We start from the raw sequence: 14,900 nt of genomic DNA, 5'->3' as shown, positions 1-14,900 counted from the left end.
ATGCCGGCTTTCTTTTTCAAATTTTCAAATTCCCAAATTTACTATCCCCTTTCCAAAACATTGATCATACAATCCATTTTTCATTCCTTATTTAATATTCCATATTTTTCATTTCATATCCCATGTTCATTCAATGGCTATCTTTTTAATGGTTTCCCTTCCGTAAAAAACAGGATAGTACATCAGTTCCGCTTTGGCCGGGTTCAATACATAATTTCCGGTGTAGCGGGGCATCAGCATAATATCAAATGTGTACGTTCCCTGCTTCATTTTTGTGCAGAAGATGGCCGTCTTATTTTTGAGGTATTCACGGTGGGTTTCCACGCCCCAAAAATTTTGCATTTTAGTTCCATAGCTGCAACCTGCGGGTATCGGTACTTCAATCATTACATAATCTGCATCAGCCCTCGCGGTTACCTCTACCCGCAACAGGGCGTTTTTTCCTGCTTTTAATGTTTGTACATCTCGATTATCCTGTAGCAATCTTGAACTTACCGTAAAATCTTTCGATACGGCCTGTGGCGTCCGGTTCTGGAACTGCTGGTAGGCGGTCATATAAACCGGCATATCCCCTTCTTTTTTTATCTGTAAAACGGTTCCTGCCTCGTATTGTTGTTCGAACGGGAAGGTATTGAACCGCGTATGATTGATCTCAACCACGGCAGGTCTGGGTTTCTTATTGTGGTCGAACAATTCCGGTAAAATGGTTTCAAGGATGAGGGACGATTCGTAGGTGTTGCGCCACTGTCCATCCTTCCGCTGCTCCAGGAAATACTGCCGGATCTGGTCCAATGCCGCACTATAGCCGCCGGCCCGCCGTAGTATCCGGTACATTAGCAGCGTGTTCTGAATGCTGTTATCCCAAAACCGCCAACCTTCTTCGCCCCAGTAAATGCCTCCAAACATTGTTTGTTTATGCAGTTTTACAAGGGAGTCTATATGTATCTTTAATCCTCCCTCCTGTTTTAATTCCAGCATTTCCAGTTGTTCATACAGTGTCTTTTGCCGTTTTGTATAAAGGGTATCCGCCTCCTTTAATTGCACCCAGTTGCGGATCACATGGTTCCCGTTCAGCTGTGCCAGCAACCGTACCAGCTTCGGATTGGCCCCTGCACCCAGGTCTGCAACCTTAGCCTGCAGGTAACGGTATAACAGATCGGTATTTAATTGCGTGGCATATCCCTGCCGTTCCGCTTCCATCAGGGCTTCCACTACATGCAGACTAATCCAGGGTTCCACGGTTGTGCCCTGCCACCAGCCCCAAAGACCCTCCATCGATTTATTTTCATTCAACTTTTTTAATACAGCCCGAATGTTTTGTTCATAGGTAAACGGCTCCTGCATATATGTCCGCAACTTTTTTTCCAATAGCAGGGATTTCAGTTTGGAGGCCAGTTGTTCATTACACAGATACTCATAATCCCGCAGGCGCTTCATTTCATCCAGCAACACGGGAAACAGCGAGGTCTCAGCCCGAACGGTACCCGTACCCTTATCTTTGTCAAACCGGTATTGGGTAGCTGTATCACCCGGCAATACAGTGAACCAGCCTAAGGTTTCTTTTACTCCGGCCGGATACAACGGTATGCTTCTCCGTTCGCCGTCAAAATAACCGTTGGACTGTTTTAATGTATATTCAAAATGCAGGCTATCTGTGCCTCGTGCAGCGATCAATACGGTATCCAGGTGTGCATGCGTAACGGTAAGTTCACCATGACGCAGTGTTGTATCCATAAACTTAAAGCTGCGTGTGAGCGTCTCCGGCAAAGGTGTATAATTCATCAGTTTACCCATTACCTTCATACTATCGCCTTCCACCGCAAATTGTGGAGCAACAAAATTAGCACTCAGCGTTTTGAAGGAACGGATGCTTCGTTCCAGGTAGCCGCTTTGCCGCTGACCGGTAAGCGCGATCAGCCGGGTTTTCCAGCTGGTAATATCGTCCGGAAAAGTTATTGTAAAAGAGGCTTCTCCGTTTTCATCCGTTGCCAGGCGCGGTTGCCAAAAACCCTCGTCAGAAAAACGCGAACGCAGTGTTTGAGAACCTTCCCGTAATACACCCGATTCATTGACTACCGTATTACCTTTTTTGGTCTTAATGAGCACGACTCCATCTGCCGCCCTTGCTCCGTAAATGGCTGTGGCATCGGCGTCTTTCAGCACGTTCATTTGTTCAATATCATCGGGGTTGAGCGCATGAATATCATCGTCAAAAGGGATGCCATCCACAAAGATCAGCGGCTTTTTCCCGGACAGGCTGTTGGTGCCTCTTATCCGGATTTGTTCTCCTGCACCTACTGCAAGCCCGGCAACACGCCCGCTCAGGGAGGTGGAAAGACGGTTGTCAGCGATCGTTGACATCGACCCTGTCATATAGGATTTTTTTTGCGTGCCATATCCGGTCACTATTACTTCATCCAGTTGCCCTTTTGCATCTTCCAGTTTAACCGTGTCGGAGCGGGAACCCGGAGTATCCAACCGTTTTGCAATGAAACCTGCTGCAGAAACGGTAAGTATGCCTCGTGCGGGGATTTTTATGCGGAACTGTCCTTGTTTATCGGTAACAACGCCCATCTGCCGGTTTATTCCCTGGATTTCCACCGTAGCTCCGCTGATGGGTTTGCCATTGATTGATACCACTACCCCTTTTATTTCCAGCTCCAGTGCTGAAGAATTAAAGTAAGATTTGTTAAACAGCCGGACGATGGCCTCCGGCACCGGGGAACGGGAATAGCTGTATTGCGCATTTTTTTCTTCTTTGATGTACCGGTCCAATTGCAATGTGAAACTGTCTGCTGCATGTATCTTAAGCTGCGACCAGGAATGGTAGTTAATCCCCCCTGATACTACCGATACATTTTCTGCTTTAAAATACCGGTTGTCTTTTAACAGGAATAACAGCTGATAGTGTCCCGGAGACAGGGGTGCAAACGTACTGGTAGCCCCGCTGTATATCAACAAAAAGTGAGGCCGCGAGGGATCTGTAAGAATGATATTCTTTATATAGGGTAACTTATTGGTAAATGCAGTATCGATGTAAATGCAAAGCCGGCCGGTAGCCGTGTCATCCGGGGAACGGGTAGAAAACAGTTGCGTGGTACGGCTGCGCAGATCAAAGAAATCATTCCACATACGGTCAACATCCACATCGCGCAGCACCTCTTGCCGGTAATTATAGCTCAGGGCATTGTTGCCCCGCAGTACCGTATCAAACGTATACATCCCCGGATAGGATTTTTGTTTGATCAACCCCGGGGAAAAAGTATACACAAAACCAGGCTCTTTGGTAAACGGCTGATCGATCAGTCCCGACTCAAAAAATAAAACCAGGGGGCGCACAGGTCCTACCAGCAGCTCATTCATCCGGCTTGGGTTACCATCGGGTAAATTGAGCAATAAGCGTGTTGAGTCATACCGAATGAATGTTTGCTCACCGCCGAAATTATTTTGCACACGCAGAAAATACGGATGCAGCCGCTGCCGTTCCACCGGTGTCAGTACTTTTTTCAAACGCGTTACCCGGGCCTGTGTATTTGCCGTATCGGCCAGGATACTGAATACGGTACGCATTCCCTTTTTAAAATAAAAGTTACGGACCCACACTTCATGCTCCGGCGTTCGCAAACGGATGCTGTGCACACCCGGCTCAATGCGAAAGGCATACTGCTGTAACTGTTGTGCCTGCTCAAAATATACGGGCACTTCATCCACATAAATGATACTCACCGGATCAATGGCACCGTCTTTTACCACAAATGGTGCAAATTGCGTAATGCTGTCCCGGGCCTGTTCTGTTAACAGATATATGCCCCGGGGATTGGCAAACCGATAGTACTCGATGGTGTCCAAACCCAGCTGCCGGCCCCATCGTTGCCAGTTCATCAGCATATTTCCGCTGGCCCCTGCTGTTTCGCTTTCCAGCTGACACTGCCAGGTAATTCGTTTATAAAAGCTGCGGCCGAAATAGGGCACAAAGGGCGCGCCTGTTTTGAATTTGGCAGTATGTGCATATGCTGTAAGATCTGCGCCCGATACGGGTTTGTTGCGGGCATCTGTTATGGCCACCTTCATCTGCACCTTTTGCCCGGGATAAATTACTTCAGGGGCCAGCAGCTTTATATTCAGGGCCTGTGCATTGTAAAAGCTGCTTACTTCTTTTTGCTGTTCTTTACCGTTCCAGAAATAACTGATATGGAAATGAACCGCACGGTTCTTTGTATGTTTGATCACTGTATCCAGCGTAGTCGTATACCCTCTTAGCAATACATCATTTCCGGAAAAGACCGTATACCAGAAAGGAATTTTATGTTCGTTGGTCACCGTCAGGTATGCCTCTTTTTCCGTATGTGTGGCACCTATTCCCATACCATCTTCAAACTGATAGGGTGATTTCGAGGCCCTTATACCATTATCCAGTACCAGCTCATACCAGGCCGCCTGGTAGTTCACCTGAAGACCTACCGGCAGCTGTACCCGTTGCGAATCGATCACCTGCTCTTCGCTACGGGTATACAGCCAGGCCGCTTGTGATTGAGGTATAGAAAAGCTGCGGTACTCCAGATAAAGGCTATCCTTTACAAAACGGGCTTCAACCGTACCCGGTTCCTTTTTCTTTTGTGCGTCATAGTTCAGGTACAATTGAGCCGTGCGTAGTTCATTATTGCTGTTCAGCATCCGGAAGTAGAGGATATAGGAGAGCTGCGCGTTGGGAAAAATACTATCGGGCAGGGTTAACCGGGTCTCACCTACCGGGTCAAGGTTGATGGTGGTTTTCCAAAGGGTATCCGGTATAAAAACCGCATCATTATAAAATGCGGTAGCCGTCTGCGCCCGGGCTACGATTTCTACACGTGCATCCGGAATGGCCAGCTCATTTTCATCGGTAGCCTTCATAAAAACCGTAACCGGCTCTCCGGGATATTGCTTTTTTTTGTCTGAACGCACACCAAAATGTAAAGCATTCAATTCATAGTCTTCGTAGTAAAAGCTTTCAGATGCCAGGGTAACCGGCAACCCGGCCGCCGAATCCACCAGCAGGATCTCATACTGCCGGTCAAGCAATAATTTAAGGGAGTCGGTCAGTGCAAACTGGTATGCATAACCGCCATCTCTATAAGGGGTAAGTACGGTCAGCAGTTTTTGTCCGTAAGGTCCGTTCAGCAGTACTTGCAAAGGCCGGGCCTTCCCCAACTGATTTTTATTTAAAAAGAGATATGCTTTAAACCTTACGGTGTCATAGGGTTTATATTTGGGTTTACTGAATACAAAAAAACTGCCGGGGGCCGTTGGTTCCGGCTTCCGGCGGGGCCTTTTGTGAAAAAGAGCCCGCACCTGTTTTACCGGAAATACAGTACGCATCCGTTGCCGGAAAGGCGGATGTGCGGACAGTTCCGGGCCACCCGGTTCATACATAAAATAGCTGGCTACACCTTTGTAAATTACTTTCAGATAGCCCTCTTTCCCCCGATAACGCCCCATATACAGATGTGCTGCCGGGTTATAATAGAGCCGCTTACCGCGGGCAGTAAACACCTGCGCATCCGTAACAGGCCTTCCTGCCGGGTCCGTGACCGTAAACTGAAACTCTTTTTTGTTGTTAATAAAAGAAAGCCGGGTATTTCCGTTCATCACAAGGGTGTAGTGTAACCGGTTGCCCTGGGCATGCACGTTCAGATAATTTCCATAGGGTAAAGACCGGGGTGTTCCGTTTTTGGTATCATACTGGTCTGCCAATGTATGTAAGAACGCATCCGTCAATGCTCCGGGCTTCAGGATAAGCTGTTCTGTTTCTTTATCTGAAAGCTGGTACACTTCGGTAAGCGGACCATCGGTATTGCTGACAGACAGCCGGTTTTGAGCCCTCAAAATACAAACAGGCAATAGCAGCGCAAGTAGGAATATTATTTTTCTCATAATATAGATATGCTAAGCAAAGGATGCAGCCTGCAATCGAATTACACAAGGGCGTAAATATTTTTTTTGGCCGCTAATGCGCAGATCACGCTTTCTCTTTATAATGCAGGCAAATCATTATTGCAGTTGCGCTAAACAACAGGCTCCGGTTGAGCAATTGCTTATCCCCGGTTATTTGCTTAATTTTACCCGTCCTGGAAAAATGCACAACATTTTTTCACTTTAAATAAGAATACAATGAAGCTTTATATAAAAAATATGGTATGCAACCGCTGTAAAATGGCGGTAAAAACAATACTGGAAAAGCAGGAGCTGCACCCGGTTTCTGTTGAGTTGGGTGAGGTAGAACTGGACCGCGAGCTAACTCCCGGTGAAAAACAGCAACTGGAGACCAACCTGAACGAACTGGGTTTTGAACTGATCGATGATAAAAAAAGCCGGCTGATCGAAACCATTAAGAAACATATTATCCAGCTGGTGCATCAGCAGGATAGCGAATTAAAAGTAAACCTTTCCGACTACCTCACCAACCGGTTACATCACGATTACAACTATATGTCGAATCTTTTTTCCGAAGTAGAAGGTACTACCATTGAAAAATACTTTATTAATCAAAAAATTGAACGGGTAAAGGAGCTGCTGGTATATGATGAATTATCCCTCAGCGAAATTGCTTTTCAGCTCAATTACTCCAGCGTAGCGCATTTAAGCAACCAGTTTAAAAAAGTGACAGGCTTTACCCCCAGTCACTTTAAAAATATCCGGGCCGAAAAACGAAAGCCGCTGGATATGGTGTAGCCACTCCCGCTTAACCGGCGATCATTAGCCTCCATATATTTATTCGCATAACAGCTGCAATGCCGCTTCCTTGCAGGATATGCGCGCTGGTCTTTTATTTAGATCCTGTTTTTATCGCGTAGCCCTGCTTTCCTCTTCAGAGACCACCGTCTTTTTATTGTTCTGATTGATTTTACCAAAGGAGTAGCTGATGGTTGCCTGCAACTTTTGTGCACCCCACCAATGTGAAAATTGGTTGTTGATGATCTCCTTATACCTGAACACAAGCTGTTGATAGTAGGTATTAAAAATATCAATAAATGCAAGCCTGGTGTTGAGCTTATTGGAAAACCATCCTTTTTGCAGGGCAATATCAACATTGCCCATTGGTTTAAAAATATACAGACTATTACCGGAACGGGACTCGTAACTGGCAAAAACGGTTGCCGAAAAATTATTTTTAAATGTAAATGTCTGGTTCAGCTTTAAAACATAATTATAAATATCGGGGTTGTATACTTTATCCAGGTAAGGCTGCTGCTCTTTATTATAATATCCCATAGCCTGCAGGTTTACCTGCCACAATTTGCTGATGGTAAATGGCAATACTACCGATACATTAGCAAATTTGCGATAAGGCAGGTTCGTACCCAAAAAGGCCATCTCGTTGGTAAGGGTATCGTATACAGGATATCTTGTAATGACATCCGATTCCTTACCTGCGTTGAGTTCAAACAGGTAAGCGCTGAACCGGTAACTTATTTTAAACTGATTGGTAACGGAAGGACGAAGATAGGGATTACCAATCCAGTAGTTCAGGGCACTTAAGTAAAAGCGGAAGGGATTTAACTGGCTGAACGGAGGCCGGGTAATGCGCCGGGCATAAGAAAAAGAAAAATCCTGTCGTTTATCGACGGGATAACTGACTGTGGCAGATGGCAGCCATTTTATGTAAGACTTTTGTACCAGGAAAGCAGTAGTAACAGAGTTGGCCAGTGATCCGGTTTGTTCTGCCCTCAAACCGGCATTTACCTGGATCTTACCAATTTTTCCGGATCCGGATACATACGCAGCGCGTATATCCTCGTGATATATAAAACGATTACTTCTCGAAGTATCCGGAACAAAAACCGGTGAAGCGGTCTGAAGCGTATCGTACCGGATATCATTATTCGTTACTGAACGGCTGAATTTTATTCCTCCATTCAGGCTCCAGTTTTTTAATTTCCGGCCAAAATCTGCCTGCCCCGTATACATATCTATATTGTTCAGCAGATCGGTTTTCCAATGTGCCACTTTTTTTTGTGTAAGCTGGTCTGTGTTAATAAATACATCCTGCTGCATATTCTTCACTCCCAGCACTGTTCCCAAAAAACGGAGATTGATCTTTTCGTTACCAAATGTATAATCCAGGCTGGCGCTGTTGTTTTTTTGTGTGTAATGCGTGGGATTATCGCTTTGCGTAAAAAACGATATCGCATTTCCTGTGTTTTTTACAGCATATAAGGAACCGGTTCTTTCCCGGTCATTGTTTACCGCGTATAGCCGCAGCTGTAAACCCAAAAGATGTGTGGCATTGGGCTGATAATTCATACCCAGTTGAATACCTGGATTTCTTTGAACATTTTTCTGATCCAGCTTCGTTTGCAACAGGTCGGTACTGGCCAAACGCTGATAAGTCCGGTACCGGTAAATATCGCCACCCGATCTATAGGTGGTGGCCGCAGTAAATGAAAAATGATCCCGGGTATAAAAAAGATGAAGCGTCTGATTGCTATTCGTATACCTGTTTTGTTCCAGCAACCCGTTATAACTGCCCCCCCAGCCGGCATCCCTATTCTTTTTCAGCCGGATATCAATAATTCCTTTGTACTCCGCATCGTATTGAGCGCCGGGATTGGCGATCACTTCGATGGACGCCACTCTATCGGGTGTTAATGTTTTTAAGTAATTGCTGAGCGCTTCATTGTTCAATAGCGTTGGTTTCCCGTTTATAAAGAACACCGGACTTACCCGGTTGCCCACCTGTATGATGCCATCCGCACCCACCAGAACACCCGGTGTGTTTTTTAACACATCCAAAAGATTCATTGCAGTTTTTAATTGTGTGTTCCCGTCCACCCGCATAACTACATTTCCCTGCGACAAACTGACAGATCGTGTACCCGCAGCTACCGTAACATTTTCTAAAAGACCGTTCCCGGGCTGTAGCCTTATTGTGCCAACAGATCCATTATCCGTTGTACCATCAACAGGTAATTGCCGGGTGTTGTACCCAACAGAACTGATCCGGATTATATATGGTGCCGCGGGGATAATAGCAAATTCGAAATAACCAAGGCTATCGGATGTACTTGTTTCAGATTTACTGCTATCACCCGGTAACAGCAGTATAACAGAAGCATTTGTTACCGGTAAGGCAGATAGACTGTCCATCACCCGTCCCTTAACCTGACCATGGCAGGACGGCACACACGAAATAAAAATCAATATTTTACAAAATCGAAACCAATAGCGCATCCGGGTAAAATTTTAATTACCCAAATGTATTTCCGGAGTTGTTGAAACGGGTTTTGAAATTGAAATTCAGAAGTACGGTTTTATAAAATAAAACCTCAACCGGGCTGTTCGGCCTGCATAGCCGCCTCCCTGTATTGCGTGGGTGTAACACCGGTTAGTTTTTTAAACACGGTAAAAAAGGTAGACTTGGAATTGAATCCAACATCGTAGCCGATTTCCTCTATCCGTATATGTGGCTTTTCAATGATCATAGAACAGGCCTCTTTTATACGGTATCCATTCATAAATGAAGAAAAGCTTTGTTTCAGATTATCATTCAATAATTGAGAAAGCTGATGATTTGTCATGTTGCAACGGGAAGCCACATCGCCCAACTTTATATCAGACATCATATACAGTTTTTCATCCAGCACCACCTTCTCCAGTTTTTGGATCAGCGGGTCGGCCTGTTTTTCGGGGATTTTTTTATGCCGATACTTTTCCGGCTTTTTTAAAGCAAACCGTCCCGTTTGGTTGTTTCGAAAAACCTCATAAATTTTTAAATAGGTTAATACCGTAAAGGCTACCGCTCCTATAATACAAACAGACCCTTTCATCATCCCGGAAAACCCGATATAATAAATAATATTGCCAGGGAGTAAATAGTGGAAATAGGATCCCTTTCTGAACTGTTTTCTATGCGTCCAGTAAAAAATACAGGTAACGGCCAGACCGGAGAACCAAACTACATATACAAATTTTACAATATACCTCCTCCATATTTCAACATGCTGTTGCATCGGGAATATAAGTCCCGCGGCAATCAGTAAGATAAATGGCAGATAGGAGACTTTCCAGTTTTTGAAAAAGACCGGATGTTCGGTAATACAGGAGCGTGTGTAAAAGTACAATGTAGGACCAATAAGCAAACAGGCACTCAGCCCCAGCTGTATATAAATGAGGGCCAGCTCCGGATGAAAATAGCTGAAGACCGCGTCCCCCAGTTTTATGGATAACAATACCAACAGGATTCCCAGCAGTAAGTGATGGGTTACCCTGGATTTATTCAGGAACAGCAAATAACTACCGAATAAAAACCCGTTTAAGGTACTTAATCCACTTATAAAATAAAACAACCCTTGTGACGCATTCATAGCATGGTTCTCATTAAAATTGGAAACAGGATTAAAGATATCCAATATTCGTTAATTATGATGCCGGCAAGAACGTATGATTTGCACCGCTCCCCTCTTAGCAGGTACAACGGACTATTTTCCTTAACGGATATGAATAATAAAGGCGCCCCGCAGGCCGCCTTTATTGACTTGTTTAAACATCGCTTAATCTTTTACAACCTTCACTACTTTTGAATAGGTTGTTGTACCATCTTTATCTACCTGGGCAATTCTTATATAATAATGCCCGCTGGTGGCAATTTCGTCCGTGCCTTTCGAGCAGCCGATAACAGTAACAGAAACGGCAATGACAGCAGCCAATGACGGCAGCAGTATTTTTTTGCGGCGGAAAGAGGTCAGGAATACCAGCGCAAACGCCATTAGTGATGCAGTCAATGTAACACTACTATTGGAGGCCCATTCATAACTGACCACTGTATTACTGTTTCCCCCGATTGCTTTTGATGCTACAGTAGCTATGGAAGTAAATGTATTCCCGTCTTTTGATGCTTCTATATTAAAATGATCATTGTTGGTTTCTGTCTGTGTTTCCCAATGCACATTCAGGTTATTATTCTTTACAATGGCCCCCACCGTTCCAAAATTTACCGGCAATACGATATTTGCATCTTTTACCCAGGTAAAAGCATCAAGCCCTAAATAGGCATAATTGCCACCGAGTGTAAGCTGCAACTCGTCAATCACAATATTAGTGTAGTCCTGCCCGTCAAGATTAGCCATGTCAATGGGTGTATATCCATTATTGGTCGCTACTGACGTGACAAACCCGGTGACTTTGGTTCGAGTGAACCTGGTAACCCCGCTTAATTTACCGGTTATCGTCAGCGTACCGGTTGTTTGCTGATTAAACAAACTATTAGCTACATATACCCAAAACCGGGTTACTTTAAATAGATTAGAGGTCGTTTTTATGCTAAATGAACCACCTGTGCTTAGAGCATCTTGTGTATTGTCAATATACCTGTTATCAACGGCCGTACCGTTCCACCCGGTATTCGGCTGGTTTCCCTGGATCTTAAATGTTCTAATATGCGAAATGATTTTGAAGGTAACTCCGTTATCTGTAAAACTTGTACTTCCATGGCTTTCGGTTTCAAAGGTTTCAGTACTGGTTTGAGCAGAAGAAAAAGCAGAAATGCAAAAGGCACAAAGGGCCAGGAGGGCTGTCCGTTTCATTTTTTTAGTTTTAAATTAAGAGGGCTGTATGAGTAGATTGCTGTGTTTCAGAGATCGGCCTCATAAGCTATTGCTTGCGAATATAGAACAAAAAATTAAGCCCTACTTCATTTTATCACAGCACGCTTCCCCCGTATGGCGATACTCCGGAATAAGCCTAAGGAACTATTCGCTTCGTACGCTATGCTACAAATAATGATTTCCTTCTTTTACAATGATTTTCCCTGTACTTCTTTTAAGGCCCTGTTTAAGCTCCGGATCGTAACACCCAGGTAAGCCGCCATATCTTCTTTTGAAATGTCAATGGCCTGTTCCGATTGAAGGTTCAGCAGCCGGGAAAGCGAATGCGCTATCGTATATAGTTGCTGGTAAGATGCCCGGCTGGAAGTATGTACAATACGCTGCGCAAAAACGTTTAGCAGCAGGTTATTGAGCATAAGATCATTCTTGACAAGGCTGGAAAAATAAGGGATGGAAAGCGCATACACCTCCACTTCGGTGATGGCTTCAATAGTGCATAGACAAGGAATATTTCGGAAAAACTCTATCTCCCCGATGATTTCGCCTTTTCCCAAAAACTCAACAATATAATCCTTGTCGTTCTCTTCAGTAAAAAAGCATTTGACAATCCCTTCTTTTATAAGCATTACTTTAGATGCCTGCCCGTGTTGTACCATTAGCTTTTTGCCTTTGGCAAATGTTTTTTGAATGATGTGCTCTTTGCGTTGCTGCCGATCATACAATTGTTGCAGATAGGCCAAAAAGGACTGGTTTGTACGTAACATATGCTTGAGGACAAATGTCCTTGCCAGACGCATCTCCGGCAATGAAATTTGTATTTTAAAAATAATACAAAAATAAAATGAATCATAAAATTACCACTATTGCGTTTGACGCAGACGACACATTATGGGTAAATGAGCCCTATTTCCAGGAAGCGGAGCATCAATTTTGTGGGTTACTGGAGGATTATTTGCCACAGCATACGGTATCTCAGGAACTGTTTAAAACAGAAATGCAAAACCTGCATCATTATGGTTACGGTATCAAGGGATTTATGCTTTGTATGATCGAAACGATCAGCCGGGTGTCCGAAGGCCGGGCCCCGCTGCAGGTAGTTGACAAAGCTATCGCAATTGGCTGGGAACTATTGCAAAAACCCATTGTATTATTGCCCGGTGTTATGGAAACGCTGAGAAGCCTGGGTGATAACTACCGGCTGGTAGTGGCAACCAAGGGAGACCTTCTTGACCAGGAACAGAAGCTCAGAAAATCGGGATTGGAGCATTTTTTTCATCATATAGAGATCATGAGCGATAAAAAACCAGCCGACTATAAAAAGCTGCTGAAGCACCTGGATTGCAGGCCCGGCAACTTCCTGATGCTGGGCAATTCCATAAAGTCGGATGTATTGCCGGTTTTGGAACTGGGCGGTTTTGCAGCACATATCCCCTATCATATTACATGGGCGCATGAGCGGCACCAGCACGCCATGAAGCACCCACATTTTATGGAATTGCAAACCATTGACCAGGTACTGAATTTATTAAATTGGCAGGAAAGAGAAGTAAGGATATAAAAAAGCTTCATGGATTAGGAAGCGCAGCATATTTACAAATTTTGCCAGCCGGTCTTTTCTTATATTTGTCAAAACCGGTTTACCATGTCAAAATATATCCTGCTTGCAAGTTTGCTCCTTATCCATGCATCAACCTATGCCCAAAAAGAAGATAAAAAATTAAAAGTATTAATTGAAAAGGCGGTCAGCAACTTTAAGGGAGATATTGGCGTGTACGTGCACCATTTGAAAAAAAACAAGGCGGTAGCGATAAATGCTGATACCGTATTCCCTACGGCCAGTATTGTAAAAGTGCCCATCCTGGCGGGTATTTTTAATAAGATTGCGCAAAATGAATTAAAGTTGTCGCAGGAATTTGTATATGATGCCAAACGGGTATATGGCGGTTCCGGGCTAATGCAGTTTTACAAAGACAGCGCCCGCACCGATCTTTCTACGATGATCTCTTTGATGCTGACATACAGTGACAACGTGGCATCCATCTGGCTACAGGAATTGGCGGGGGGCGGTGCTGCCATCAATACAATCATGGACCAGCTGGGATTGCGGAACACAAAAGTAAATTCACGCACCGCTGGTCGCCAGGATATATGGAAGAAATATGGCTGGGGACAAACCACTCCCAAAGAGATGGCCGGGCTTTTTACATTGATCCGGCAGGGAAAGGTAGTGAACGCCCGGTATTCTGATAAAATGTACCGCTATTTAAAAAACCAATTCTATAATGGCCGCTCTTTATCACAGATCCCGGCAACGGTTAATACCATTTGTAAAACAGGCTCGGTAGACGATGCGCGCGGGGAAGTAGTACTGGTAAATGCCCCCGGTGGCGATTTCGTTTTTTGTATCCTGACCAAGAATAATAAAGATCAACGCTGGACCGATAATAATGAAGCAGAAGTATTAACTCGGAAACTGGCCAGTATTATCTGGAATTACTATGAGCCCAAACATCCGTTTACACCTTTTGAGAAGATCGATTAAAAGTAACCGGTTGTCAAAGAAGCTGTTTTTTTATTGCAGCCATAATGTTTGAAACTGCACTTTGAGATCTGCACGACGTTAGAAATCAGGAATACGGCCGCTCTCTTCACTAAAAGATCTTCAGCACCTTCGAAATAGATTTTCTACATGGGATTGAACATTGCGTAAAAATTTGCGATATTTTTGCACTGCCACAACCCATAAAAACAATAAAGATTTCGCCGTTTCTGCGCCTCGGTGGCAAAACAAAAGAGCATGTTCAACAGGCTGAAAGAAAGCGTAAAAAGGTTAAAGCGGGAAATTGTTCCGGTTTACTATGCCTTGCACGACAGGCGCACGCCTATCCTGGCGAAACTGTTAGCCGCACTCTCCGTTATGTATGTTCTAAGCCCGGTGGATCTGATCCCTGATTTTATCCCGGTACTGGGTCTGCTGGATGACCTGATACTGGTGCCGCTCCTCATCCGGGCAACCCTTAAGCTGATTCCACCGGATCTGATCAATGAAATCCGGTCGAAGATCGATGCCAAACAGCAATTGCCGGGAAAATGGTATTATGCATTGCCCATTGTTGCCATATATACCTACCTCCTGTTCAGGATCCTGCGCTACATCTTTCATCATTAGTTGGAAAACGGTCTGCTGCTGTCTTAAACACCCCGCTCAAATGCCGCTTTTGCACTGCACAACCTTCCCGGCTATTGATTAGCTTTGTTAACGCAAGTTGCACGCAGCACCATGAATTGCCGGCACTTTGCTCATTAGAAAACCTATAA

General features: G+C 44.5%; 9 protein-coding genes. 4 read left to right on the top strand and 5 right to left on the bottom strand.

The window, feature by feature from the left end; all coding sequences use genetic code 11:
* Positions 1-126: 126 nt before the first annotated feature.
* Positions 127-5,913: an alpha-2-macroglobulin family protein gene (locus tag Q1V85_RS11090; protein ID WP_300599867.1), complete on the bottom strand. Its 5,787-nt coding sequence runs from the start codon at positions 5,911-5,913 to the stop codon at positions 127-129.
* 237 nt (positions 5,914-6,150) lie between these two features.
* Here Q1V85_RS11090 and Q1V85_RS11085 point away from each other — a divergent pair, with 237 nt between their 5' ends.
* A complete protein-coding gene (locus tag Q1V85_RS11085; protein WP_300599865.1) occupies positions 6,151-6,711 on the top strand; it encodes an AraC family transcriptional regulator in 561 nt (186 codons plus the stop codon).
* 111 nt (positions 6,712-6,822) lie between these two features.
* Here the strand turns inward: Q1V85_RS11085 and Q1V85_RS11080 are convergent, their stop codons facing one another.
* From Q1V85_RS11080 to Q1V85_RS11065, 4 genes are all read right to left on the bottom strand, one after another.
* Positions 6,823-9,210: an outer membrane beta-barrel protein gene (locus Q1V85_RS11080; protein WP_300599863.1), complete on the bottom strand. Its 2,388-nt coding sequence runs from the start codon at positions 9,208-9,210 to the stop codon at positions 6,823-6,825.
* A 95-nt stretch (positions 9,211-9,305) separates the two neighbouring features.
* Positions 9,306-10,343 carry a helix-turn-helix domain-containing protein gene (locus tag Q1V85_RS11075; protein WP_300599861.1) on the bottom strand — a complete coding sequence of 346 codons (1,038 nt, stop codon included), beginning with the start codon at positions 10,341-10,343 and terminating at the stop codon, positions 9,306-9,308.
* A gap of 186 nt (positions 10,344-10,529) precedes the next feature.
* The gene (locus Q1V85_RS11070; protein ID WP_300599859.1) at positions 10,530-11,561 is read right to left on the bottom strand and encodes a hypothetical protein; all 1,032 of its coding nucleotides are present in this window, start codon (positions 11,559-11,561) and stop codon (positions 10,530-10,532) included.
* Between the two features lie 209 nt (positions 11,562-11,770).
* Positions 11,771-12,346 carry a Crp/Fnr family transcriptional regulator gene (locus Q1V85_RS11065; RefSeq protein ID WP_300599858.1) on the bottom strand — a complete coding sequence of 192 codons (576 nt, stop codon included), beginning with the start codon at positions 12,344-12,346 and terminating at the stop codon, positions 11,771-11,773.
* A gap of 77 nt (positions 12,347-12,423) precedes the next feature.
* Here Q1V85_RS11065 and Q1V85_RS11060 point away from each other — a divergent pair, with 77 nt between their 5' ends.
* From Q1V85_RS11060 to Q1V85_RS11050, 3 genes are all read left to right on the top strand, one after another.
* Positions 12,424-13,140: an HAD family hydrolase gene (locus Q1V85_RS11060; RefSeq protein WP_300599856.1), complete on the top strand. Its 717-nt coding sequence runs from the start codon at positions 12,424-12,426 to the stop codon at positions 13,138-13,140.
* An 84-nt stretch (positions 13,141-13,224) separates the two neighbouring features.
* Positions 13,225-14,124, top strand: coding sequence for a serine hydrolase (locus Q1V85_RS11055; RefSeq protein WP_300599854.1), 900 nt, complete (start codon positions 13,225-13,227; stop codon positions 14,122-14,124).
* 255 nt (positions 14,125-14,379) lie between these two features.
* The gene (locus Q1V85_RS11050) at positions 14,380-14,751 is read left to right on the top strand and encodes a YkvA family protein (RefSeq protein WP_300599852.1); all 372 of its coding nucleotides are present in this window, start codon (positions 14,380-14,382) and stop codon (positions 14,749-14,751) included.
* Positions 14,752-14,900: the final 149 nt, after the last annotated feature.

Origin of the sequence: Niabella sp. (assembly GCF_030150205.1) — a bacterium.
Lineage (GTDB): Bacteria > Bacteroidota > Bacteroidia > Chitinophagales > Chitinophagaceae > Niabella.
The sequence above is the reverse complement of the archived record's forward strand: the minus strand, read 5'-3'. Positions and strand labels throughout refer to the sequence as shown.

Bases quoted from the DNA above. Each gene is read 5' to 3' on its own strand.
- Q1V85_RS11090 (WP_300599867.1), bottom strand. From the start codon at position 5,913: ATGAGAAAAATAATATTCCTACTTGCGCTGCTATTGCCTGTTTGTATT.
- Q1V85_RS11085 (WP_300599865.1), top strand. From the start codon at position 6,151: ATGAAGCTTTATATAAAAAATATGGTATGCAACCGCTGTAAAATGGCG.
- Q1V85_RS11080 (WP_300599863.1), bottom strand. From the start codon at position 9,210: ATGCGCTATTGGTTTCGATTTTGTAAAATATTGATTTTTATTTCGTGT.
- Q1V85_RS11075 (WP_300599861.1), bottom strand. From the start codon at position 10,343: ATGAATGCGTCACAAGGGTTGTTTTATTTTATAAGTGGATTAAGTACC.
- Q1V85_RS11070 (WP_300599859.1), bottom strand. From the start codon at position 11,561: ATGAAACGGACAGCCCTCCTGGCCCTTTGTGCCTTTTGCATTTCTGCT.
- Q1V85_RS11065 (WP_300599858.1), bottom strand. From the start codon at position 12,346: ATGTTACGTACAAACCAGTCCTTTTTGGCCTATCTGCAACAATTGTAT.
- Q1V85_RS11060 (WP_300599856.1), top strand. From the start codon at position 12,424: ATGAATCATAAAATTACCACTATTGCGTTTGACGCAGACGACACATTA.
- Q1V85_RS11055 (WP_300599854.1), top strand. From the start codon at position 13,225: ATGTCAAAATATATCCTGCTTGCAAGTTTGCTCCTTATCCATGCATCA.
- Q1V85_RS11050 (WP_300599852.1), top strand. From the start codon at position 14,380: ATGTTCAACAGGCTGAAAGAAAGCGTAAAAAGGTTAAAGCGGGAAATT.